Raw genomic sequence first — 24,505 nt, 5'->3', positions numbered from 1 at the left:
AAAAGCAGAAACGTTGTTAATACTACGGGTAACGCTAAGCTGGACCTATGAGCATGAGCACACCAGAATCGCAGGTAATTTACTCTTCCAACGCCGTGGTGATCCGCCGTCTCGTGGTTTCCGAGATGTCGAACAACATCTATCTGCTTACCTCTAAGCCTACCGGAGCCCAAGTACTTATTGACGCTGCTGATAACGCCTCCGCGATCAGCGCAATGCTGGAAACAGCAGCCGATCAGGACGTGGATCCAGGTGTGGAGGCTGCTGGTGTGGTGGCCATTATCACCACCCATTCCCATTGGGACCACGTACGTGCCTTGGCCGAAATGAAAGAAGCCACCGGGGCCCGGACCTACGCGTCGGTGGAGGACGCCCCAGAGATCCCGGTCCCGACCGAAGAGCATCTGGAGCACGGCCAAGAAGCAGTCTTTGGGGATATTCCCTTACGGGTCATCGCATTGCGCGGCCACACCCCCGGCTCGTTGGCTCTGGTCTATGCTCCAGAGTCCGAGCGTGATGGTCGTGACGATGCCCCCATCATCTTCTCCGCTGACAGCCTGTTTCCCGGCGGTGTTGGAAACACGTGGAATGACAGCACCCGTTTCAACCAGCTCCTTGATGATGTCGAGTCTCGACTCTTCGATGTCTACCCGGATGCCAGTCCCGTGTACCCGGGCCATGGCGACCCGACCACCATTGGCGCCGAACGCCCGTCGTTGCCGCAGTGGCGCGAGCGCGGCTGGTAAGCACAACCCATGACCCAAACACACCCTACGCTTCTCGATTCTCTCCCTGCCGAAACGACTGACCCAGACGAGCTCTTCAACGCGTTCAATTCCTGGGTGGGCTCCCGCGGGCTCACGCTCTACCCGGCCCAAGAAGAAGCCGTCCTTGAACTGGTCCAGGGCAACAACGTCATTCTGGCGACTCCGACCGGTTCCGGTAAGTCGATGGTCGCGATCGCCGCACATTTCTTTGCGACCGCAACCGGCCAGCGCAGCTACTACACCGCCCCCATCAAGGCACTGGTGTCCGAGAAGTTCTTTGATCTGATCGACATTTTCGGTGCGGACAACGTCGGGATGATCACCGGTGACTCGGCGATCAACACCGAGGCCCCAATCATCTGCTGCACCGCAGAGATCTTAGCGTTGGCGTCGCTGCGCGAAGGCAAGGACCTTGAAGTTGGTCCGGTGATCATGGATGAGTTCCACTTCTATGCCGAACCAGACCGTGGGTGGGCGTGGCAGGTTCCGCTGCTGGAGCTGCCGCAGGCACAGTTCTTGCTCATGAGTGCGACCCTAGGCGACGTCACCCGGTTCGAAGAAGAGCTGACCGAGTTCACCGGGCGAGAGACCACCACGGTAGCCCACGCTGATCGCCCCATTCCGCTGCTGTTTGAATACCGCGAGGAAACGGTCCAGGACACCTTGGTCGAACTAGCCTCGACAAACCAAGCGCCCATCTACGTCGTGCATTTCTCGCAACTAGAAGCTGTGGAGCGTGCACAGACGCTCATGTCCGTGGCAATCATCTCCAAAGAGCAAAAAGAAAAGATCGCCGAGCAGCTGCAGGAATTCACGTTCGCCGCCGGTTTCGGCAAGACCCTGTCCAAAATGCTGCGCGCCGGAGTCGGTGTGCACCATGCGGGCATGCTGCCCAAGTACCGCCGGCTGGTGGAACGACTGGCGCAGCAAGGACTGCTCAAAGTTATTTGCGGTACCGACACCCTAGGGGTCGGAATCAACGTCCCCATCCGCACCGTGGTGCTCACGGCCCTTAGTAAATTCGATGGCAAACGCACCCGCCACCTTAACGCACGCGAGTTCCACCAGATCTGTGGTCGTGCCGGACGCGCCGGATTCGACACCAGCGGCACCGCCGTCATCATGGCGCCAGAACACGTGGTGGAGAACAAAAAGGCCGTCGAGAAAGCCATGGCCAAGGCTCAAGCCCGGCACGGCAATGACGAGAAGAAGATCAACCAGTCCCTGCGTAACGTCACCCGGGTCAAACCGCCATCTTCGTTCCTTTCTTGGTCCGAGAAGACGTTCGAGAAACTCGTGGCATCTGAACCGGAGGCGCTCGTCTCCCGGATGAAGATGTCCCACGCCATGCTGCTCAACTTGCTGGAGCGAGACGAGGACCCGATCCGGGCGTTGCGTCGGCTTGTCGATCGCAGCCACGAGACCAAGGCCAACAAGGCGAATCTGCTACGCCAAGCGCTGGGCATTCTCCGGGAATTGTTGGCCACCGGTGTCTTGGTCAAACTGGATGAGCCGGACCCTTACGGTCGAACGGTAGATCTCACGGTCGAGTTGCCCTTGGACTTTGCCCTCAACCAGCCCCTGTCCCCCTTCGCGATTGCGGCGTTGGAGCTACTCGACAAAGACTCCCCCAGCTACCCCTTGGACGCTGTCTCGGTGTTCGAAGCTACCTTAGAACCACCGCGGCAAGTGCTCATTGCGCAGGAACGGAAGGTCAAGGATGAGGCCATGGGGCGGCTGCGCGCTGAAGGGGCTGACTACAACGAACGCATGAATGTTCTCGATTCCCTCAGCTACCCGCAACCGCTCGGGGAATTGCTCGAACAACAGTTCGCGATCTATTCCGAAGGCGCGCCGTGGTTGAAGGACTTTGAGGTCAGTCCCAAATCGGTTGTCCGTGACATGTTTGAACAGGCCATGGGCTTCTCCGACTTCATTCAGCATTACAAACTCGCCCGTTCAGAAGGTGTGTTGCTCCGGTACCTCACGGACGCGCATAAAGCTCTCCACCAATCCATGCCTGAAGCTGCACTGACCGAAGAGCTTGAAGACATCCTGACGTGGTTGGAACAGATCGTGACCAGCACGGACTCCTCACTGCTGCACGAATGGGAAGAACTCAATGCCGGGGATCTGGCCAAGCTCAAAGACGAACACGACAATCCCGAAATTGCACCGGCCGACCCACCATTGACCAGCAACGTCCGGGCCTTCACTGTCATGGTCCGCAATGCCCTGTTCCGCCGAGTCCAGCTCTTCGGTGCCGAAAAAGACCGGGAATTGGGTGCACTCGACGGTTCGCACGGCTTCGATGCTGACGCGTGGGCCGACGCACTCGATGACTACTTCGATGTCTACGAGGACCTTGACGATTCACCTGCGGCCCGCAGTGAAAAATACCTGATCATCGACAAGACCCAGCCGCGTGTGTGGAAGGTTCGCCAAATCATCGTAGACCCCGATGACAACCTCGATTTCGGTATCCACGCCACGGTAGATCTAGACGCCTCAGATGCAGCCGGCGAACCAGTCATTGCCGTCACGCATGTCGGTTTCGTCGACGACCTGTAAGGAAGTAGCCATGTACCATCACCGAACCAATACCGGCACAGTGTTGAACTCGGTCGAAGAAACGGTCCGGGACAATGTACGTTCGACCAAGCACTTCTTCTCGCTGCCCGTGGACTACGCCGACCCGGACGGTGCGCGCATCACTGTCTTCGCCCGGGAACTAGTCTCCGTTGAACCAAGTACAGAGATTGCTCAGCGGCCGTGGCTGCTCTACTTGCAAGGTGGTCCAGGGTTCGAATCTCCGCGCCCCGCTGCCGGTGGGTGGCTAGCTACGGCCCTGAAGACGTATCGGGTGCTGTTGCTGGATCAGCGCGGGACAGGACTATCGACCCCGGCAACCACCACCTCGCTGCTGAGTCTTGGTGGTGCCGCCGATCAGGCGCGGTATCTCACCCATTTCCGGGCGGACAACATTGTTCGAGATGCCGAAGCCATTCGCCAACTCTTAGGAATTGAGCGGTGGTACACACTCGGCCAAAGTTTTGGCGGGTTTTGCACGCTGACGTACCTTTCCCTAGCTCCCGAGTCACTGGCTGGGTCCCTCATCACCGGCGGGCTCAGCGGCATTGAGTCCTCAGCTGCCGACGTCTACGAACGTACCTACGATCTGATTCGCAAACGGTGGGCAGAATACCTGTCTTGGTACCCGCAGGACCAGCAGATCCTGAATGATCTGCGCGAGCGTGTCCAACATGACGATGTGCTCCTGCCTACCGGCGAAACCCTCACAGTCGAGCGGCTGCAGATGCTCGGGATGTTCCTTGGCGGGAATACACGGGTTGATCAACTGCACTATCTGCTGGAGAGAGCTTTCTTACCAGAGGGAGAAATCTCCGAATACTTCCGTGCGGTGGTGGCCGAGACCGTCAGCTTTTACCGTAACCCGCTCTACGCGGTGTTGCACGAATCCATTTACGGTCAACCCGGCACCGGTCCGACCGGCTGGGCAGCGGACCGCGTGCGTGCGCAGCTGCCGGACTTCGCCGCGGATGCGACAGACCTGCTCCCGACAGGCGAGCACATCATGCCTAGTTTCTTCGAGGCCGATCCGGCGTTACGGCCATTACGCCAGGCGGCGCAGATCCTCGCCGAGAAAGATGATTGGGACCCACTTTACGATCCCGACCAACTTGCCAAGAACACGGTCCCGGCCGCCGCTGCAGCCTACCCGGACGATATCTATGTACCGATTGACTTGTCGTTGCGGACCGCCCAAGCCATCCCAAATCTTCAAGTGTGGGTCACCGATGAATACCATCATGACGGGCTGCGCGCGGACGGTCAGCGTATTTTCACCACCTTGGCGGCGATGGCCAAGATGCCGCACGAGGCTTAAGCGTCAACGCCCGAGGCTAGCTCAGCTGCGGGCTGGCTGGTGCTCGCAGTTTCAGCAGGCCCACGAACACGATGAGCACCACCCCGACGGACAGTGCCCCGGAAATCAGGTTGAGCCCGAGGAACCCGGTCAGCGTCATCAGCCCACCGGATAGGCCCGCAGCTGCCACGCCAGCGAAGTTCATCATGGAGTCCAGACTGCCTTGCGCGGTGGGTCGCACCTGAGCGGCCACGGCCTCGCCCATCAGTGCAGAGGCTGCCACCATGGACGCGGACCAGCCCAGACCCAGTAGGAACAAACCAATCACCAACAACACGGTGTTCTCTCTGCCCAGACCTGCAAAGAGGGTCGCGGCCACGAGTGTGACGTGCCCAAGCAAAATGGTTTGACGACGGCCCCACCGGTCAACCAGCCACCCCATGAGCGGGCTGAGCGCGTACATCCCGGCAATGTGCAAAGAAATCGTGACACCGATCAGCTGCAACGTGTCCGGCATCGCCGCGTGATCGTGGCCTGCGGTTGTTTCTGCGTGACCGCGCATGAAGACCGGTGTCATGGCCATCACGGCGACCATCACAAAGTGACCGATCGTTGCCGCGATCAGTGCTAGTAGAGCGTTGGGGCTGGCAACGATCGTTTTGAGCCCGCCCAGGAAGTTCCGTTTTGGCACCGTCTTGTTCGGTTGAGCCTGTTGCCCCTGCTCCAGTAAGGTGCGGGCCGTCAACAACGGGTCGGGGCGTAGCCCGACCTGCAGGATGATGATCCCCAAAATCAGTCCGGCCAGTGAATACAGGAACGGTCCTGACAGGGCCGGCAAGCCTAGGCTTGCACCTAGTTGGGAGCCCCAACCGATCAGGTTTGGCCCGGCCACGGCGCCGACCGTCACCGACCACATGACGATCGATAGATCCCGGCCCTGACGTTCGGGGGCCGCCAAGTCGGTCGCCGCGAAACGCGCCTGCAGGTTCGCGGCATTGCCCAGCCCGATCAGAAATGCACCGACAAGCAGGGTGGTGAAACCCCACAGTGGTGCCGCGATCATGAGCACGGCACCGACTGCGGCTAAGGAAAGTCCCAGCGTCAACGCGGTGCGCCGGCCGACCCGCTGGGCCAACTGTGCCAGGGGGATCCCCAATAAGGCCCCGGATAAAGAGAACGCCAGCGAGCTGGTTCCGGCCAACGCGGTGGAGCCGGTGATCTCTTCGGCCATCAGGCTGCCCAGCGCAAGGGCCGAGCCGGTCCCGATACCGGAGAAGATCTGAGCGGCGGCGAGGGAAACTACCGTGCGGCGCTGCAGCCGCCGTCGTTCATCAGGTTCAAGCATGGCTTCATCTTAGCCAGCGTCGTTGATCTGTTGTCCTCGCGCCTTGTGCAACAAGGCTAGATATTGGTCACGGTGGTCTGTCAGCTCGTTGACCCAGCGATCATCCAGTTCTCGGGAACGCTCCCACCAGAGCTGGAACTTCTCGCTCTTGACGGCGCGCTCGGTAGGATCTGCGTCCGCTGGCAGGGACAAGTATTCGTTGGCGTACCGGGCGGCGTTTTGCACGACGCGCAGCGCACGGCCCTTCTTGCTGGTGAGGGACAGCACCACGGTCACGGTCAGGATCGCCAGGATCACGATGAGCGATACACCGGTTTCGACTTCTGCCACTGGCACCGGCTCACCATCGTTGATGAACGGCAGGTTGTTTTCATGCAGGGCGTGCAAGATGAGTTTGACGCCAATGAAGCCAAGGATGATGGCCAAACCGTAAGACAGGTAGACCAGCCGGTCCAACAGCCCGTCGATCAAGAAGTACAGCTGGCGCAAGCCCATCAGGGAGAACGCGGTAGCGGTAAACACAATGTACGCCTGATTGGTCAGGCCGAAGATCGCCGGGATGGAGTCAAAGGCGAACAGCAAGTCAGTCAACCCAATGGCGACCATGACCAGAAGCATGGGGGTGAACATGCGTTTACCGGAGATGGTGGTGACGAGCTTGTCCCGGTCGTATTCCTCGGACGTGTTGAGAACTCGCTTGGCTAGACGGACCATAAAGTTGTCCGCTTCGTCCCCGGCGTTGTCTCCGGTCATCTCGCCCTTGAGCAGGTTGCCGGCGGTGAGCAGCAGGACCAAGCCGAAAATGTAGAACATCCAGGCCAAGGTGTTGATGAGCCAAGCGCCGGCCAGGATGAAGGCGGTACGCGAGATCAGCGCGAAGACGATACCGAACAGCAGGACTTTTTGCTGGTAGATCCGGGGCACGGCGAAGGAGCCCATGATCACCATGAACACGAACAAGTTGTCCACGCTCAGCGCTTTTTCGGTGATGTAGCCGGCATAGTATTCCGTCGCGTAGGTTGCGCCGTCCATCCACCAGATCACCAAGCCGAACAGGAGCGCGGCCACGATGTAGAAGGTTGACCAGAGTGCAGCCTCTTTGAGCGATGGCTCGTGGGCTTTGCGCACGTGGAAGAAGAAGTCGAAAGCGAGAAGACCGAGAATCACGACGAGCGTGATGGTCCACTCAAAAGCACCGATATCCACTGAAGATCCTTTGTCGAAGATGTCTTGTTTGATCGTCAGTGTGGGCTGCACGCCACCCGGTCAGGGGTACACTACGGCAGCACAACACTGTTGTTCACCGTAAGTCTCTCCGCCTGCGCTGGTTGTTCTCGGTGCAGGCTACTGCGTCCGGTTCCCGACCAAGTAGGTACTTGTCGGTCACGTGTTGACGTCCACAGTATTTGGGATACTCCCCTACGCCAGACACCTAGCCTAACCCAGCAAAGGCTGCAGCCTCAAACAGAACTTAGGCGTGTCCGGCTTCCTTCATCTGCCGCAGTTCCTTCTTCAAGTCGGCGACTTCATCCCGCAGTCGGGCAGCCAACTCGAAGTTGAGCTCGGCGGCGGCATTATGCATCTGCTCACTCAATTGGCTGATCAGGTCGGCCAGATCGGTGGCTGGGACAGTCCCGACGTTTTCTTTCAGCTGTTCTTCGGCCGCGTCGAGGCCCGCTGCTGCGGCTTCCTGTTCGGGGCTTCGGGCGGCCGTGTAACCGCGTTTGCCTTCCCCGTACTTGAATCCGAGTGCGATTCCGCCCATACCGGCCAGCAGTTCTTGGGTATCGGCGTCTTCCCGCGCCAGCTGGTCGGTGATGTCGGCGATACGTTTGCGCAGTGGTTGCGGGGAGATGCCGTGCTCGGTGTTGTAGGCAATTTGAATCTCGCGGCGACGGTTGGTCTCATCGATGGCTTGGCGCATGGAGTCGGTGACTCGGTCTGCATACATGTGGACTTGGCCGGACACGTTTCGTGCCGCACGACCAATGGTCTGGATCAGTGATGTTGTGGAACGCAGGAAGCCTTCCTTGTCCGCATCCAAGATCGCGACCAGAGAGACTTCCGGTAGATCCAAGCCTTCACGCAGCAGGTTGATACCGACTAGAACATCGAAGACCCCCATGCGGAGCTCGCGCAGGAGCTCCACTCGACGCAAGGTGTCCACATCCGAGTGCAGATACTCGACTTTGACACCGTTTTCGGTCAGGTAGTCGGTGAGGTCTTCGGCCATACGTTTGGTCAAGGTGGTGACCAAGACGCGCTCGTTTTTCTCCACCCGTTCGTTGATCTGATCCAGCAGGTCATCAATCTGACCCTTGGTGGGCTTAACGATGACCTCCGGGTCGACCAGACCGGTTGGGCGAATGATCTGTTCCACCACTCCGTCGGCTTGGCCGAGTTCGTACTTGCCCGGTGTCGCCGACAGGTAGACGGTTTGTCCGATCCGCTCTAAGAACTCATCCCACTTCAGGGGGCGGTTGTCCATGGCTGAAGGCAGCCGGAAGCCGTGTTCAACCAGCGTCCTTTTACGCGACATGTCGCCCTCGTACATGGCCCCGATTTGCGGAACCGTCACGTGCGACTCATCAATGACGAGCACGAAATCGTCCGGGAAGTAGTCCAGCAAACAATGCGGTGCTGAGCCGGCCGGGCGCCCGTCAATGTGTCGAGAGTAGTTCTCGATGCCGTTGCAGAAGCCCATCTGCTCCATCATTTCCAGGTCGTACGTGGTGCGCATACGCAACCGTTGGGCTTCCAGAAGTTTGCCCTGCTTCTCCAGCTCGGCGAGCCGGACCTGCAGCTCGTGTTCAATGTCCTTGATGGCTCTGGCCATCCGGTCATCACCGGCCACGTAGTGCGAAGCCGGGAAGATATACATTTCGTTTTCTTCGCGCACGATCTCAGCCGTGAGCGGGTGCAGCGTGTAGATCGCTTCGATCTCGTCCCCGAAGAATTCGATACGGACCGCGAGTTCTTCATACATCGGGATGATCTCCACGGTATCGCCGCGGACCCGGAAGGTGCCCCGGTGGAAATCGTGGTCATTGCGCACGTACTGCATGTTCACGAACTGCCGCAGCAGCGCGTCCCGGTCGATTTCTTCACCGGTACGGACGGTCGCCATCTGTTCGATGTACTCTTCGGGGGTACCCAAACCGTAGATGCAGGACACGGTGGCGACCACCACCACATCCCGGCGGGTCAATAGCGCGTTCGTCGCGGAGTGCCGCAGCCGTTCGACTTCTTCGTTGATGGAAGAGTCTTTCTCAATGAAGGTGTCCGTCTGCGGAACGTATGCTTCAGGCTGGTAGTAGTCGTAGTAGGAGACGAAGTACTCAACTGCGTTGTTAGGCAGCAGCTCCCGGAACTCGTTGGCCAGCTGGGCGGCCAGCGTCTTGTTCTGCACCATCACCAAGGTGGGGCGCTGGATTTGTTCGATCAACCAGGCGGTCGTCGCCGATTTACCGGTACCGGTGGCGCCCATCAGCACCACGTCTTTTTCACCGTTGTTGATGCGGGCGGCAAGTTCAGCAATAGCTTCAGGCTGATCACCGGCCGGTTCGTAGTCACTGATGACTTCGAACGGAGCCACCACACGATTGATCTTTTGCGCCAAACTCATGCCGATAAGTCTATGCCAGCGCGCTGACAAGCTACACGGTTTTGTAGCCAATTCACATGAGGGCGAAACTTCTCAAGTCTCAGCCGAGCCATGGCGCCACGTACTCTTCCCAAAATCGGTCAACTTGCTCGACCAAATCTGCGCGATCCCCGTGATTGTGTAACACCACATCGGCGATGGCACGCCGCTGGGCATCCGTTGCCTGAGAGTTGATCCGGGCCAATGCGTCTTCGTGGTTCATATTGCGCAGCTCGGTCATGCGCTGCAACCGGATTTCTTCGTCAGCTTCCACCACGAGAACCAGATCAAACCGTTCGTGTTGCCCAGTTTCAGTGAGCAAGGGGATGTCTTCGACGATCACGTCCTTGTCACTGGCGGCGATCCGCCGCGCGGCTTCTTCCCGCACCATGGGGTGCGTGATGCTATTGAGTTTGGCCCGAGCCTGCTCGTCGCTGAAGACCAGCTGACCTAGCACTGGGCGATTGAGCGAGCCGTCAGGGTTGGCGATCTGCGGTCCGAACTCGGCAATGAGTTTTTCCATGCCCTCCCCACCGGGGCGGACGCACCAAGCGTAAATCTCATCCGCGTCGATGATCTCCGCGCCGAGGCGGGCCAGTTCGGCGGCCACGGTTGATTTGCCGGCGGCGATGCCGCCGGTGAGCCCGATGCTGAGTTTGTTGTTTTCGCTCATCCTTGCCTCCCATCACTAGACTAGAGCCTAATATGTCTGCCGATCTGACTGCCACGAGCGCTTACACCGTCTTAGGTCCCGCCCAGCCTGCTGCCGCTACGACGGCGGAGGCCACCGGTGCCGTCGGCGCCGACGTGGGTGTGAGTCTGGAGATCAAACGAAGCGAGTTCATCGCTTATCTGCAACGCGTCGATTCTGAGGCCGCAGCACGCGAGTTGATCGAGCGGACCCGCAAGGTTCACCATGATGCCCGGCATCACTGTTCGGCGTTCTTATTGGGTCCGGACCGTGGGGTGCAGCGTTCCAATGATGACGGTGAACCAGCCGGCACCGCAGGGGTTCCCATGCTGGATGCCCTACGCAAGCGAGAAACCAGCACCGGCGTCACTGATCTGTCAGATATCTGCGCAGTCGTTGTCCGTTATTTTGGCGGGATCAAACTTGGCGCCGGCGGGTTGGTGCGAGCCTACTCGGATTCGGTGAGCGCCGCCTTGGATGCCGCCCGGCTGATCAGACGGGAAAAGCTGCTGAACTACACCTTGGAAGCCCCCTACGATCAGGTTGGCCGCTGGGAGAACGAGCTCCGCGCCGCCGGTTACCCGGTCCTGGGGACCGACTATGCCGCTACAACGGCGGTCCTGACCTTCGGTGTTTCTGCGGCTGCTGGGAAAGTCGATGCCATGGAAACCATGATCGCCTCGTTGACGGCCGGTGCTGCCCAAGCGGAGCTGATCGGACAGCAATGGGTGGATGTGGCATGAGCATCTACACGGTGCCACCACAGCTACCGGAATTGAAACCCCAGATCCGCGCGCATTTTCTGTCCATGACGCGCCGACCCGATATCGACTCCGCGAACCTGCACGCCACCGATCAAGCAGATGTGCTGGGCGCTCGTCTACTGACCGAGCTCAGGCGTGAGGGGACCTTCAACCTAGAGACGCTCCTTGTCCTCAACGACAGTTACGGTGCGTTAGCTAGTGCCGCCGCCCTGCTCAAGACCGGACAGATTTATAGTTTCCAAGACCGGCTATCGCAGCAGCGAGCAGCGCTCCAGAACCTCACCAGCACACACCACACCAATAAGTTCACCCAGCTTTCGATGCAGCAGCTACGCTGCCCGGATGCACAGCTGCAACGGGAACTGGCGGGTGTGGAGTTGGTTCTGCTGAAATTGCCGCGGGCCCAAGAGGAACTGGGGTGGTTAGCTTGGGCTGCGGCACGGTTGTGTCCTGACGCGACCCTTGTTGCGGTGGGCCTCCAAAAGTACATGACGGTCTCCCAGAACGAGGTGTTGAGACGATACTTCGGCCACGTGAGCGCCAGTCGAGGATTCGGTAAGGCCCGAGCCTTAGTCGCCGCCCAGCCAATCGCCGACGCACCCGAGCCGTGGCAACACAAGAGTCATGACGTGGCCGCCCTGCCCGGCGGGGCGCTAGAACTCAGTGGGGGTGCTGCCACCTTCGGTGCGGAAAGACTGGATCCAAGTTCCCGACTCCTGATCAAAGCTATGGCCGAAGAGTTCCAACCGACCTCGGATGGGCACATCGTGGACTTGGGCTGCGGCAACGGCACCCTCGCCGTCTCATTTGCCTTGCTGCACCCAACGCTGTCCGTCACGGCGGTCGACCAATCAGCCAGCGCAGTCATCTCCACGCTACGGAGCGCCGAACTAAGTGATGTGTCGCAGCAGGTCTCGGCCGCACGCATGGATGCTCTGGAAGAGTTCGCGGACGGCTCGGTGGCGCATGTCGTCCTCAATCCGCCTTTTCATTCCGGACATGCCGTCGATACGCAGATCGCAACGAAACTGTTCCGCGCTGCGGCCCGCGCACTCTGCCCCGGCGGAACCCTCTGGTGTGTCTGGAACTCGGGACTCAAGTACCGTCCTGAGCTGGAAACATTGATCGGGCCCACTCGGCAGGTGGCGCGCAACGCGAAGTTTACGGTGACGGTCTCGCAACGCAGGTGACGCTGTACGACGACCGCTGGACTAGAGTGTTTTCCATGCATGACCTCTCCCGGCTAGTCACCGATCAGCTTGTCCGCTCTTTTCCGCAAGACTCAGACATTGATGAGATCTACCGTGCCTGCCAAGATCCACTCATTCAGGCTTTCACCCAGTGTCCCTCCCCCTATAGCCGGGACGACGCTGCGTGGTTTGTGCGCGACTTCAGCAGCGAGCTGCGGGCCGCCGGCACCGCAGTCTGGGTCATCCGGACCAGTTCTGGCGAGTTCGTCGGGGTCATTGACTTCCACAACAAGGAAGGCCGCAGCGCCGAAATGGGGTACTGGCTCGCACCCGACCAGCGTGGGAAGGGGTACCTGAAGCAAGCCGGTCAGGCCGCCTCCAAGGCTGCCCATGAGCACTTGGACCTGGACTTCGTTTACGCCCGGATTGAAGAAAACAACATAGCCTCCCTGCGGGCGGCTCAAGCCATGGGATTCACGGTCCATGCGCTACTGCCTGGCTCCATTTACCTGAAAGGCACACACCGGGACGCGTATTACTGCACCAAGTGGCTGACATCTGACGTGCCGGAGAGCGCCACCATCGCAGATCCGCTGGAGCAAGTCCGCCAGTTCCACACCGTCTTCGGGCTCCCGATCAAAACTGACGGGGCGGATGCTTCCGTCCCGCACACCCAGACACGCTGGCAACTCATCGCTGAGGAGCTGTGCGAACTCTTGGAAGCAATTCATGGGGCAACCGCGGTAGCCCCGATCCGGGCTGCCCTAGCCCAGTTGGCGGATCGCCCGTTCCAGTCCGAGACCGTGGACACCCTCGCTGCGGCAGATGCGGTGGCGGACTGCCTCTATGTGCTGTACGGGATGGCCTTGGAAACGGACATGCCGATTCGACAGATCATGGCCGAAGTGCATCGGGCAAACATGTCCAAGCTCGGAGCCGATGGCAGCCCGGTCATGCGGGCTGATGGCAAAGTCTTGAAGGGGCCAGACTATCGGGCCCCGAATCTACGCTCGATCCTCTACCCGGGTTCCTGATTCGGTTCAGTCTTTAACCCATGATGGGCCCGTTCCGTAAGTGGAAGGGGCCCATCATGGTGTCGCACAAGCCCGGTGGGCTATGCGACTGAGGTTTGGTTAGTTACCGGTGAGCTTCTCACGCAGTGCAGCCAGTGCTTCGTCAGAAGCCAAGGTACCGGAGTCGGTAGCCTCGTCAGAGCTGTAGCTGGATGGGGCTTCGGTGGAACCGGCTGGGGTGGAAGCAGCTGCGGAGTCCTCGGCCTGAGCCTTGGCAACCTGAGCCTTGTGGGCTTCCCAGCGTGCCTGGGCGTCAGCGTACTGCTGCTCCCATGCCTCGCGCTGTGCTTCGTAGCCTTCCAGCCATTCGTTCGACTCTGGGTCGAAGCCTTCTGGGTACTTGTAGTTACCTTCTTCGTCGTACTCTGCGGCCATACCGTACAGAGCTGGGTCGAATTCGGTACCTTCAGGATCGACGCCTTCGTTAGCCTGCTTCAGGGAGAGGCTGATGCGGCGGCGCTCGAGGTCGATGTCAATAACCTTGACGAAGAGTTCTTCGTTGACGTTGACAACCTGCTCGGCCAGATCGACGTGGCGTTCGGCCAGTTCAGAGATGTGCACCAGACCTTCGATACCGTCTTCAACGCGGACGAACGCGCCGAATGGAACCAGCTTGGTGACCTTACCTGGGACAACCTGACCCAGTGCGTGGGTGCGGGCGAAGGCCTGCCATGGATCTTCCTGAGTGGCTTTCAGAGACAGGGAGACGCGTTCGCGGTCCATGTCGACTTCCAGCACCTCGACGGTGACTTCCTGGCCAACTTCGACAACCTCGGATGGGTGGTCGATGTGCTTCCAGGACAGCTCGGAAACGTGAACCAGACCGTCCACGCCACCCAGGTCCACGAAGGCACCGAAGTTGACGATGGAGGAGACAACGCCCGGACGAACCTGGCCCTTCTCCAGCTTGTTGAGGAAGGTCGAGCGAACCTCGGACTGGGTCTGCTCCAGCCAGGCACGGCGGGAGAGCACAACGTTGTTGCGGTTCTTGTCCAGTTCGATGATCTTGGCTTCCAGCTTCTGGCCGGTGTATGGACCAAGGTCACGCACGCGGCGCATTTCAACCAAGGATGCTGGCAGGAAGCCACGCAGACCGATGTCGAGGATGAGGCCACCCTTGACAACTTCGATGACGGTACCGGTAACGACGCCGTCTTCTTCCTTGATCTTTTCGATGTCGCCCCAAGCACGCTCGTACTGTGCACGCTTCTTGGAGAGGATCAGCCGACCCTCTTTGTCTTCCTTGGTCAGAACCAGAGCCTCGACAGTATCACCAACGGCGACAACATCATCTGGGTCAACATCATGTTTGATGGAAAGTTCTCGGGAAGGAATTACACCTTCGGTCTTGTACCCGATGTCAAGCAGGACTTCATCGCGGTCAACCTTAACGATGGTGCCCTCGACGAGGTCGCCATCATTGAAGTACTTGATGGTCTCGTCGATTGCCGCAGCGAAGTCATCAGAGGTGCCAATGTCGTTAATTGCGACCGGTGGGGCACCGAGCTTCTCGTTGGTAGGAGTGGTCATGTAGTAGGGGCTCCGATATGGAATAGTTATCTCAGTCAGCCGAAAAAAGGCTGATCACTTACTTGGTAAATCTGAGTCTTGCTCAGGAAGCGCTGTTACGCGCGCACACAAGTATCTAGTCTAACCAGCCGGTTTGCGGTAAAACAAACTTTTTGGCGTGTTGTTGCGCAAGAACACTAAAAATAGGTCACCGAGTACGGCCGGCGGTGCAATCGGAACATCGCGTTGAGTCGATCTAAGGTCTCTTTGTCTACTTTTCCGGCTGCTGTGACGGTGCCAGCCGCCAGCAATGTTCGCAAGTCCACGTCCCCGCTATACAGGGAGGCCAGCACATGAGCCTCCATGCGCAACACCGGTTGCTCCGGGTTGATGGACTCCACCTTGGTGGCGGTTCCCTGAAGGTCTTTGACCTGAAGTTCCCACGCGCCTTCAGTGATCTTGGTGTTGTCTGAAATCTCCAAGGTGCAGGCGCCATCCGCCCCGTATCCGCGACCGGCCATCGCCTGTGGCACATCCAGTACCCGCACCCAAGTCAGATCGAATTGTTCTTTGATCTGATAGTCCCGGGGGTTAGCCATCGCCATGGTCAGCGGATCCCGGACAGGCGCCGAGCCCCACGTGGCCGAGGTAATCAGGTCGAGGGAGCCTAAGAACTTCCAGAGCTCCAAATAGGCCTGGACGTCGTTGTACACCAAGTCGTGGATCAAGATTGAATCCGGGAAGCCGGAGTTCTTCTGCACCATCTCGTAGACGGTGTAGGCGTCCACTTCCCCATCCGGGGAGATGTGGATGGCCGCTCGCAGCGCATCGGCCTTGGAGGTGCCGTCTCGCTTGGGATAGTTTCCGGTGATCCGATCCCGATAGTCGGCCGGGCGCGTGATCGAGCCTGGGTTGTTGCGGTGGAACGTGGCAAAGATCTTGTCTGCCAAGTCGCCGATCTTTGCCGGGTCTGCTGCCACGACGCGCCCGTATTCTTCGGTGTTGATCTGGAAACCGGGGCCGGTATTGACTTTGATCCGGTGTTGGCGAGAAGCAACCCCGTAGCCGAAACGCTGGTAGATGGTTGCCTCGGTTGCGGTCAGTGCGGCGAGGGCACAACCGTTTTCCAGACCGTGAAGCATCGCTTCGGTCATCATGTACCGCAGGATCCCCCGGCGGCGGTACCCCGGGTTCACGGTTGCGTCAGTGCACATGACCACCGGCAGGAACGGGTCGATACTGGCATCGGCTTTGACATCCTTGCCGGCGTTGTAGCTGCCAAAGAAGGTGGCGAAGGTTCCCACCGGGAAGTTCTCTCCCAGCCCGTATTCGGCTTCCGGTCCGGTTGGTGCCGGGTCCGGTTTCACAACGGTGGCACGCAGACCGTCCGCCACGAAGTGTTGGGTTTTGGTCGCCATTCGTTCAGCATTGGGTTTCGGACCGTAAAACCCGTAGGTGACGGCACGGAGGAACTCCTCGGTGGCCGCGTCCGGACCGGCAGGACCGTCCCCGGTAACCTCGGTTGCTTGACCGGTCTGAAAATGGGTGGCTTTCAGTCCCGGGGCGAGGCTGGGTGCTTTCAGGTGATCTTGGTTCATGCTGTGGTGAACCCTCTTCCTTAGCGTTGTTGAGTTATCGTGTTGGTTCTAGTGTGCTGCCGCATGCCAGGTGTCGCCGGTCCCGATGTGAACGTCCAGTGGGACGGACAGGGTCGCGGCCGACCCCATCGAGGTTTTCACAAGTTCGGTGACCTCTTCCAATTCGCCCGGCGCGATCTCCAAGACCAATTCGTCATGGACTTGCAGCAGCATCCGGGAGGAGTAGTTTCCGGCGCGCAGTTTCTGGTCGAGTTCGAGCATGGCTCGTTTGATGATGTCCGCAGCCGAACCCTGAATGGGTGCATTCAAGGCGGCACGCTCGGCCATGTCCCGACGCTGTCGGTTGCTTGAGCCCAAATCGGGCAGGTAGCGGCGACGGCCTTCGATGGTCGAGGTGTAGCCGTCTTTGCGGGCTTCAGCGACCACGTTACTCAGGTAGTCGCGTACCGCGCCGAAGCGCGAGAAGTAGCCACTCATCAATTCGCGGGCCTCGTCCACACCGATGCCGAGCTGCTTAGACAAGCCGAAGGAACTCAGTCCGTAGACGAGCCCGTAGCTCATGGCTTTAACCTTGGCGCGCATTTCAGCACTGACGTCTTCCGGTTCCACGTGGAAGACCTGGGCGCCGACGAAGCGGTGCAGATCTTCCCCATCTTTGAAGGCCTGGATTAGTCCTTCGTCCTCTGACAGATGCGCCATGATGCGCATTTCAATCTGCGAGTAGTCAGCGGTCAGCAGGGTTTCGTAGCCTTCACCGACAACGAAGATGTTGCGGATCTTGCGGCCTTCTTCGGACCTGACCGGGATGTTTTGCAGGTTCGGTCGCAAGGAAGACAACCGTCCGGTCGCTGCGGCAACCTGAGAATAGGTGGTGTGGATCCGGTCATCATCCGCTAACGCCTCGGCCAGACCTTGGACCGTCTGCTTCAGCTTGGTGACGTCTCGGTGCTGCATCAGAGCTTCGAGGAACTTGTTCCCGGTCTTGTTGTACAGCTCATGCAAGGATTCCGCGTCAGTGGAGTAACCGGTCTTGATCTTCCGGGTCTTCGGCAGGTCAAGCTCGTCAAAGAGGAGTTCTTGCAGCTGCTTTGGCGAGGACAGGTTGATTTCCCGTCCGGCGGCGGCATAGGCGCGAGCTGTGATCTCTTCCAACTGCTCATTGAAATGATCGAGCAGCTCGTTCATGCCCTCAGTCGAAACGGCGATGCCCGTCATTTCCATCTCGGCCAAGACCAACGCCAACGGGATCTCCAGACCCAGCAGCAACTGGTTGGCGCCACGCTCGATCAACTCGGCGGCAAAAATATGGTGTAGCTGCAGCAAGGTGAAGGCGCGCTCCACCCGTTCTTGGGCGAGTTGTTGGTTTGCATCATCCGCGCCGTCCCCGAAATCGAAGGCTTGCTGGCCAGCTGGGCTCTGCTCCCCCAATTCGGTTTTCAGGTAGAAGCTGGCTAGCTCGGCCAGATCGTAGCCGCGCCGGTCTGGTTGGATGAGATAACCGGAGATGTTGGTGTCGTCGATGACCCCGGCCAGTTCCAGTCCTGCTCCGTGCAGCGCTTTGACGATGCGTTTGACGTCGTGGACGATTTTCTCTTCGGCTGGGTCCGCCAGATAGTCGGCGAGCACCGCATGAAGTTCGGCGTTAATGTCCGGTAATTGGATGTAGATCGCGTCGTCTTGGGCGCAGAGTGCAACCGCGGTGACATCGTCGGTGACCGGTGTGTTGTTGCTGCGGCTGGTGGTTTTCACCGGCAGGCTGTTGGGTTCAACAGGTTGTCCCGGGGTGCCTTTCACGGTGACGAGGGTGAAGTCGACACCGAGTGGTTTGCCGGAGTGTTGGCTCAAGAACTCTTCAGCGGCAGCTGCTTCAGTCACAATGCGGGCTTCGGGTACCTGGGGTGCGTCTTCGTCTTCGGTGACGGTGCTTTGGCCGAACAACTCTCCGAAGGTATCGAGCGCTTTTTTGCGCATGGTGCGGAACTCGAGCGCGTCGAAGAGCTCTTCCATAGCGTCGCGGTTGAGTTGTTCCAGTCGGGTGGACTCCAACTCAATCGGCAGATCAAGGTCGCGCACCAGTCGGTTGAGCTTCAGGTTGCGTTCTACGTTGGCACGGTACTCGCGCAGGTTCTCCCCGACCTTGCCCTTGATCTCGTCGGCGTGTTCGAGGATCTGTGCTGTCCCGCCGTACTGGTTGATCCATTTGGCGGCTGTCTTCGGACCGACTTTAGGTACCCCGGGCAGGTTATCTGCGTCTTCGCCGACCAGTGCTGCCAGATCTGGGTAGCGTTCCGGACCTACCCCGTAGCGCCGTTCGACTTCTGCGGCGGTCATAGGCGGGATTTCCGAGACACCCTTCATGGGATAAAGCACCTCGGTTTTGTCGGTGATCAGTTGGAAGGTGTCCCGGTCGCCGGAGACCACCAGCACGTGAAAGCCTTCGGCTTCACCTTTGGCTGCCATGGTGGCCAAGATATCGTCGGCTTCGTAGCCATCGACGGTGATGGTCGGAATGTTCAGGGTGCCCATCACCTGGTTGATCAGGTCGATCTGGCCGTGGAATTCTTCAGGAGTTTTGGCCCGCCCAGCTTTGTACTCGGCGTAGTCCTGGGACCGGAACGTGGGCGTGTCCAGGTCGAAGGCGACAGCGACGTGGGTGGGCTGACGTTCTTTGATCATGGTCAGCAGCATCGAGGTGAAGCCGTGCACGGCGTTGGTGTACTGCCCGGACTCGGTCATGAAGGACTCGGCTGGCAACGCGTAGAAGGCTCGAAACGCCATCGAGTGCCCGTCGAGGATCAAGAGCGTCTTCTTCTCCGTGTTGGTCATGCATCAGCCTTTCTCACAGTCTTTTCTCATTCCTGATTCACTGCACTTAGGCTGGAGAGCATGAGCGCAACAGAACCGACTCCTCTAGCCTATTACCCGGGTGTGACCCCGACCAATACGGACGAAGAACGACGAGCCCGTTTGGCCGCCGCGAATGTGCCCGAACAGATGTGGGATTACATGGGCAAATTCGGTGTTTCACCGCTGGCCGCGAAGATGGGTTTGATCTACCACACTATGACCGTAGAGCTTCTGAGCGCGAGTGTTCCGGTCGCCGGCAACGAGCAAAACATGGGTATTTTCCACGGCGGTGCGCACCTGGTCCTCGCCGAAACCTTGGGCTCGGTCGCCACCGTGATGCACGCGTTTACCTTGGGGGACGAGACCGTCACCGGTGTGGTCGGAACTGAGATCAATGCCAGCCATACCCGTGCCGCGACCGAAGGCCGGGTGCTAGCGGAGTGTCGGCCGATTCGCTTGGGACGGAATCTGTGCACCCACGAGATTGTCATGAGCGATGATCAGGGCCGACGCCTCTCCACGGCCCGGATGACGAACATGATTTTGCGCAAGAAACCTTAGAAGCGGCAGAAGCAAAAAACCGCGAGTGATTCGAAGCTGAATCCTCGCGGTTTTTGTTGCTGTGTGCCCGAAGTGGGAATCGAACCCACACACCGTTAAGTACCGCATTTTGAGTGCGGCGCGTCTACCAATTCCGCCATTCGGGCGGGAACACTTCACTAAGTGTACGGCAGGCAACGACCATTTCCAAAACCGTCTATGCAGCCATTTAAGCTCAACAGTGAGATAATAATTCCGGCCCTATTTTACTGAAGGAAGCATCTGTGTCCGAAGAGAAAAACACGGATCAGCAGGCACCTGCTCGTTCCGTTCTAGTTGTAGAAGATGAAACCATTATCCGGCTGGACATCGTCGAGCTGCTCACCGGTGCTGGCTACAACGTCGTAGCTGAAGCTGACAACGGCGAAGAAGCCGTCACGCTGGCCAAAGAGCACACCCCTGATGTGGTGTTGATGGACGTCCAAATGCCCGTCAAGGATGGCATTACGGCAGCTGAAGAGATCGTTGAAGCGGGCATCGCTCCGGTCGTATTGCTGACCGCTTTCTCCCAACCTGATTTGGTGGCTCGCGCCCAGAAGGCCGGTGCCATGGCCTATGTGGTGAAGCCGTTTACCGAGCATGACCTCATTCCGGCTATCGAAGTTGCCGTCGGCCGTTTTGAACAAATGAAGCAGCTGGAAAAGGAAATCACTGACCTCAAGCAGCGCTTCGAAACCCGAAAACTGGTCGATCGAGCCAAGTCCTTGCTCACCGAACAGATGAACCTGAGTGAACCGGACGCCTTTCGCTGGATTCAAAAGACCTCGATGAACAAGCGGATGAGCATGCAGCAGGTCGCTGAAGCGGTCATCGAGCAGCTCTCTGGAAGCAACAACCAGCAGACCGAGAAGAAATAGTTTCTCGCTCAAGACTGACGCCGCAGTGAAGCGCTGAAGCCAGATCGCTGCGCCACTGCGGCTTGGTGCCCGCTGAGGGTTACTCCCCCACTTGGCAGTCGGTTGCCTCGCGCCGCAGATCTGCATGCCCGTTGTGGCGGGCATATTGCCCAATCATGTGAGTCAGCACCCAGCGCACGCTCATCTGCACCTATGGCTGGGAAGATAGCTGCCCGAACAGGGCATCTTCGGATCAGAACTCCACGAAAGATAAGTCTTTGAGCCTAGCTGGCCACGCTGTCAAAGGTGAGAGAAGCTCAACGACCGTTTAACCCAAAGAACCGCGGTGAGTCCCCGTGTGTGGAGGACTACCGCGGTTCTTTGGATGAGGGGTTTATCCCGTTGGACTACTTAGCGTGGCGAGTGTGCCGGCCAGAAGCCGATCGGTTCGCGTGGGTGTGGCTTCAGACCCTCGGAGAGCTGCTCGACGTCGGCCACATCACCGATCCGGTGGACCTTGATGAGGTTCGTCGAACCGGCAACCCCTGGCGGGGAGCCGGCCGCCAGCACAACGAGTTCGTTGGCTTGGGCGATGCCGTCCTTGAGGAGGGAACGATCGATCTGTGCGGTCATCTTGTCGGTGTTTTCTGCGAAGTCCACCAGCATTGGTTGGATGCCCCAGCTCAGAGACAGGATCCGGACCGTTGATTCGACGTGGCTGAACGCGTAAATCGGTTGGGTCGGACGCAGCCGGGACAGGCGTCGTGCCGAGTCTCCGGACTGAGTGAATGCAGCCAGGTACTGGGCCGAAAGCTGCTGAGCAATTTCAACTGCGGCGCGGGTCACGGCTCCGCCACGGGTCCGCGGTTTGGAGCCCAGTGGTGGGATCCGGTGCAGGTCAGTCTTTTCGGTGGCTTCGATGATCCGGCCCATAACCTCAACGGCTTCAACCGGGTACTTACCCACCGAGGTTTCGCCCGAAAGCATCACGGCGTCTGCACCGTCCAGAACTGCGTTGGCGCAGTCGGAGGCTTCAGCGCGGGTCGGGCGCGGGTTCTCGATCATCGATTCGAGGACCTGGGTTGCTACGATGACTGGTTTCGCCCAGCGGCGTGCCAGATCGATGGCCTTCTTCTGAACGACTGGGACTTCTTCCAGCGGCAGCTCCACGCCAAGGTCGCCACGAGCGATCATGATGGCATCGAAGGCGTCCACCACTTCGGTGATGGCGTCCACGGCCTGGGGTTTTTCCACTTTGGCGATCACCGGGGTTCGGCGGCCTTCTTCGTCCATGATCTGGTGGACGCGTTCAATGTCGCGAGCATCGCGCACGAACGACAGTGCGACCATGTCCACGCCGAGCTTCAAAGCCCAGCGCAGATCATCTTCGTCCTTCTCGCTCAAAGCTGGCACGTTAACGGCCACCCCTGGCAGGTTGATGCCCTTGTTGTTGGAGATCCGGCCGGGAACATCAACGGTGGTGATGACGTTGTTGCCCTCAACAGCGGTAGCGGTCAGAGCGACTTTGCCGTCATCGAGCAGTAGGCGATCGCCTGGTTTCACGTCTCCAACCAGTCCCTTATAGGTGGTGGAGCTGATGGTGTTGTCACCGGTGATGTCATCGGTGGTGATGGTAAAGGTCTGGCCTTTTTCGAGTTCGTAGTATTTCTCTTTGAAGAGGCCGAGGCGGATCTTTGGACCTTGCAGGTCGGCAAAGATGGCCACGTTGCGGCCTAGGTCGGTGGCGGCCTGACGAATATTCTTGTACTGCTCTTCGTGCACTTCGTAGGTGCCGTGGCTCATGTTCATCCGAGCAACATCAACGCCTGCAGCGAGGATGTCTCGGGTTTTTTCATAGCCGGCAGTCGCGGGGCCAAATGTGGCCACAATCTTGGCGCGTCTCATAAAACCACCTTAATTGGTGAAGGTTGCGGCGAGGCTGGGCCTCGTTGGAATTCACCTTAACTATGCCACAGAAATTACCACTATGCGAAAACATTTTTCCAAATTAGCGGTGTGTTGGTGAAGATTCCTTCTCGTCGGTAACTTCCACGTCGGTGGTTTCTGCGGTGGCGGGAGTGGTTTTCGGGTAGCCGGGACGGTAGATCGAGTCCGCGGTTGGGTGGACACGCTCACGCATCACGAGCCAGACCAACACTGCCACGGCGATCATGAACATCAGGATGGAGGTCCACACGTTCAGGCGTGCGGTGACCCCGAAGAGCGTGATCATTTCGGCTTGGTCGATGCGCAGCATCTCAATCCAAACACGGCCCAGCGTGTAGTAGGCGACGTAGGCCCAGAACATCTTGCCGCCACGCAAGGCCCAGCGGCGATCGATGGCCAGCAGGATGATCACGCCGACAATGTTCCATAGCGACTCGTACAAGAAGGTCGGGTGGAAGAGTGTGTCCACGGGGTAGCCGGCCGGGACGCGGTCCGGGTCGACTTTGAGCCCCCATGGCAGATCGGTGGGTGCGCCGAAGAGCTCTTGGTTGAACCAGTTTCCCCAGCGGCCCACTGCTTGAGCCAATAGGATGCCGGGCGCCAGTACGTCTAGAACAGATGAGAATCGGTAACCGGGTCCGCGGGTTGCGATCCAGGCTCCCACCGCGCCGAGCGCGACGGCACCCCAGATTCCGAGTCCCCCGTTCCAGATCTCGATGATCTTGGCCGGGTCTCCGGTACCGTCGTAGCCGGGCCCGAAGTACGCGTCTGGGGAGGAGAACACGTGGTACAGGCGACCACCAATGAGCCCGAATGGGATCGCCCAGAACGCGATGTCGTAGATCGCATCAGGGTTTCCGCCGCGTTCCTTCCAGCGCTTCATGCCCAGCCACAGTGCGAGCACGATGCCGAGCATGATGGCTAGGGCGTAGGCGTGAATCTTCAGTGGCCCGATGGAAAACCCGTCCCAGCTTGGGGATGGCAGGTACGCGAGGGTGCTGAGTAATTCCATTATGCGTGTGCGCTTGCCAGTTCGGCTGCGAGTTTACCGACGGCCGCTGGACCGCCTTCGCCGAGGGCTCGCACTAGAGCCGTGCCCACGATGACACCGTCGGCGTACTTGCCGATCTCCACGACGTGCTCGGGTTTGGAAACGCCCAAGCCGACACAGACACGTGGCGCGCCGGCCTCGTGCGCTTCGCTGACCACGCGCTCGGCGGCATCAGAGACATCTTCGCGGGCGCCGGTGACGCCCATGACGGATACACCGTAGACAAAGCCGCGGGAGATATCGACGATTTTTTGCACCCGTTCCATGGTTGAGGATGGCGAGGTGAGGAAAATGCGGTCGAGTCCGTACTTATCGGACGCAGTGACCCACTCACCGGCTTCTTCCGGGACCAGGTCCGGGGTGATGATGCCGGCGCCGCCGGCTTCGGCGAGTCGCCGAGCGAATTCGTCGACACCCATGCGGTCCACCAAGTTCCAGTAGGTCATGATCAGGACGGTTACGTCCGATTGGTCGGTGACCGCCTTGATGATGTCGAAGACTTCGGCGACCCGGAAACCTTTGGCGAGCACCTCTGAGGTGGCTGCTTGGATGACTGGCCCGTCCATGACCGGATCAGAATACGGGATGCCGACCTCGACGATATCGACACCGTTGTTCGCCAGTTCGAGAATGGCTTGGATGCAGTCGTCTTTGGTTGGGTAGCTTGCTGGCAGGAAACCGATCAGCGCGGGGCGTCCTTCGGAACGTGCTTTTTCGATCGCTTCAGCAGATTTTGACACGATGTTCTGGCTCATGCT

General features: G+C 59.2%; 19 protein-coding genes and 1 tRNA gene. 8 read left to right on the top strand and 12 right to left on the bottom strand.

Annotated features, from left to right (window positions below; genetic code table 11):
- Positions 1-53: 53 nt before the first annotated feature.
- Genes ACFFFR_RS00875 through ACFFFR_RS00865 form a run of 3 tightly spaced genes read left to right on the top strand, consistent with a single transcriptional unit; the run spans position 54 to position 4,674 of the window.
- Positions 54-746 (top strand): MBL fold metallo-hydrolase, encoded by a 693-nt coding sequence (locus ACFFFR_RS00875; protein WP_377457375.1) that lies wholly within the window; start codon positions 54-56, stop codon positions 744-746.
- A gap of 9 nt (positions 747-755) precedes the next feature.
- The gene (locus tag ACFFFR_RS00870) at positions 756-3,338 is read left to right on the top strand and encodes a DEAD/DEAH box helicase (protein WP_377457374.1); all 2,583 of its coding nucleotides are present in this window, start codon (positions 756-758) and stop codon (positions 3,336-3,338) included.
- 10 nt (positions 3,339-3,348) lie between these two features.
- Entirely contained in the window at positions 3,349-4,674 is a 1,326-nt protein-coding gene (locus ACFFFR_RS00865) for an alpha/beta fold hydrolase (protein ID WP_377457372.1), read from the top strand.
- Between the two features lie 16 nt (positions 4,675-4,690).
- Here ACFFFR_RS00865 and ACFFFR_RS00860 read toward each other — a convergent pair whose 3' ends face one another.
- The 4 genes from ACFFFR_RS00860 to coaE form a co-directional block, all read right to left on the bottom strand.
- The gene (locus ACFFFR_RS00860; RefSeq protein WP_377457370.1) at positions 4,691-5,998 is read right to left on the bottom strand and encodes an MFS transporter; all 1,308 of its coding nucleotides are present in this window, start codon (positions 5,996-5,998) and stop codon (positions 4,691-4,693) included.
- A gap of 9 nt (positions 5,999-6,007) precedes the next feature.
- A complete protein-coding gene (locus ACFFFR_RS00855) occupies positions 6,008-7,204 on the bottom strand; it encodes a TerC family protein (RefSeq protein WP_377457368.1) in 1,197 nt (398 codons plus the stop codon).
- A 265-nt stretch (positions 7,205-7,469) separates the two neighbouring features.
- Complete coding sequence (gene uvrB / locus ACFFFR_RS00850) at positions 7,470-9,623, bottom strand: excinuclease ABC subunit UvrB (protein ID WP_377457366.1); 2,154 nt, start codon at positions 9,621-9,623, stop codon at positions 7,470-7,472.
- A 79-nt stretch (positions 9,624-9,702) separates the two neighbouring features.
- Positions 9,703-10,314: a dephospho-CoA kinase gene (gene coaE, locus ACFFFR_RS00845; RefSeq protein ID WP_377457365.1), complete on the bottom strand. Its 612-nt coding sequence runs from the start codon at positions 10,312-10,314 to the stop codon at positions 9,703-9,705.
- A gap of 32 nt (positions 10,315-10,346) precedes the next feature.
- Here coaE and ACFFFR_RS00840 point away from each other — a divergent pair, with 32 nt between their 5' ends.
- From ACFFFR_RS00840 to ACFFFR_RS00830, 3 genes are read left to right on the top strand one after another with little or no spacing between them, the layout of a single operon-like run.
- Positions 10,347-11,075, top strand: a complete 729-nt coding sequence (locus ACFFFR_RS00840; RefSeq protein WP_377457363.1) for an IMPACT family protein — start codon at positions 10,347-10,349, stop codon at positions 11,073-11,075.
- Positions 11,072-12,286, top strand: a complete 1,215-nt coding sequence (locus ACFFFR_RS00835) for a class I SAM-dependent methyltransferase (RefSeq protein WP_377457361.1) — start codon at positions 11,072-11,074, stop codon at positions 12,284-12,286. Before ACFFFR_RS00840 ends, ACFFFR_RS00835 begins: the two co-directional genes overlap by 4 nt.
- Positions 12,287-12,321: 35 nt before the next feature.
- A complete protein-coding gene (locus ACFFFR_RS00830; RefSeq protein WP_377457360.1) occupies positions 12,322-13,320 on the top strand; it encodes a GNAT family N-acetyltransferase in 999 nt (332 codons plus the stop codon).
- A 99-nt stretch (positions 13,321-13,419) separates the two neighbouring features.
- Here the strand turns inward: ACFFFR_RS00830 and rpsA are convergent, their stop codons facing one another.
- The 3 genes from rpsA to polA form a co-directional block, all read right to left on the bottom strand.
- A complete protein-coding gene (rpsA, locus tag ACFFFR_RS00825) occupies positions 13,420-14,889 on the bottom strand; it encodes a 30S ribosomal protein S1 (protein ID WP_377457358.1) in 1,470 nt (489 codons plus the stop codon).
- Positions 14,890-15,065: 176 nt separating this feature from the next.
- A complete protein-coding gene (locus tag ACFFFR_RS00820; RefSeq protein WP_377457356.1) occupies positions 15,066-16,466 on the bottom strand; it encodes a GNAT family N-acetyltransferase in 1,401 nt (466 codons plus the stop codon).
- Positions 16,467-16,514: 48 nt separating this feature from the next.
- On the bottom strand, positions 16,515-19,292 hold the full coding sequence (gene polA / locus ACFFFR_RS00815; protein WP_377457354.1) for a DNA polymerase I: 2,778 nt from the start codon (positions 19,290-19,292) through the stop codon (positions 16,515-16,517).
- Positions 19,293-19,352: 60 nt separating this feature from the next.
- Between polA and ACFFFR_RS00810 the strand changes: the two genes are divergently transcribed.
- Complete coding sequence (locus ACFFFR_RS00810; RefSeq protein ID WP_377457352.1) at positions 19,353-19,874, top strand: hotdog fold thioesterase; 522 nt, start codon at positions 19,353-19,355, stop codon at positions 19,872-19,874.
- A 64-nt stretch (positions 19,875-19,938) separates the two neighbouring features.
- On the opposite strand, the gene ACFFFR_RS00805 is transcribed toward ACFFFR_RS00810, so the two are convergent.
- Positions 19,939-20,020 (bottom strand) — tRNA-Leu (locus tag ACFFFR_RS00805).
- Positions 20,021-20,137: 117 nt separating this feature from the next.
- On the opposite strand from ACFFFR_RS00805, the gene ACFFFR_RS00800 reads away from it, so the two are divergent.
- Positions 20,138-20,770: an ANTAR domain-containing response regulator gene (locus tag ACFFFR_RS00800; protein ID WP_377457350.1), complete on the top strand. Its 633-nt coding sequence runs from the start codon at positions 20,138-20,140 to the stop codon at positions 20,768-20,770.
- 79 nt (positions 20,771-20,849) lie between these two features.
- On the opposite strand, the gene ACFFFR_RS00795 is transcribed toward ACFFFR_RS00800, so the two are convergent.
- The 4 genes from ACFFFR_RS00795 to trpA form a co-directional block, all read right to left on the bottom strand.
- The gene (locus ACFFFR_RS00795; RefSeq protein ID WP_377457348.1) at positions 20,850-20,954 is read right to left on the bottom strand and encodes a mycothiol transferase; all 105 of its coding nucleotides are present in this window, start codon (positions 20,952-20,954) and stop codon (positions 20,850-20,852) included.
- 206 nt (positions 20,955-21,160) lie between these two features.
- Positions 21,161-22,654: a pyruvate kinase gene (pyk, locus tag ACFFFR_RS00790; protein WP_377457347.1), complete on the bottom strand. Its 1,494-nt coding sequence runs from the start codon at positions 22,652-22,654 to the stop codon at positions 21,161-21,163.
- 103 nt (positions 22,655-22,757) lie between these two features.
- Positions 22,758-23,708: a prolipoprotein diacylglyceryl transferase gene (gene lgt, locus ACFFFR_RS00785; protein ID WP_377457345.1), complete on the bottom strand. Its 951-nt coding sequence runs from the start codon at positions 23,706-23,708 to the stop codon at positions 22,758-22,760.
- Positions 23,708-24,502: a tryptophan synthase subunit alpha gene (gene trpA, locus ACFFFR_RS00780; protein ID WP_377457343.1), complete on the bottom strand. Its 795-nt coding sequence runs from the start codon at positions 24,500-24,502 to the stop codon at positions 23,708-23,710. Before trpA ends, lgt begins: the two co-directional genes overlap by 1 nt.
- Between the last annotated feature and the right edge of the window lie 3 nt (positions 24,503-24,505).

It is taken from the genome of Micrococcoides hystricis (genome assembly GCF_042434215.1).
In the GTDB taxonomy this organism is placed as follows: Bacteria; Actinomycetota; Actinomycetes; order Actinomycetales; family Micrococcaceae; genus Micrococcoides; species Micrococcoides hystricis.
Note: the sequence above shows the minus strand (reverse complement) of the source record. Positions and strands in the feature narration are given on the sequence as shown.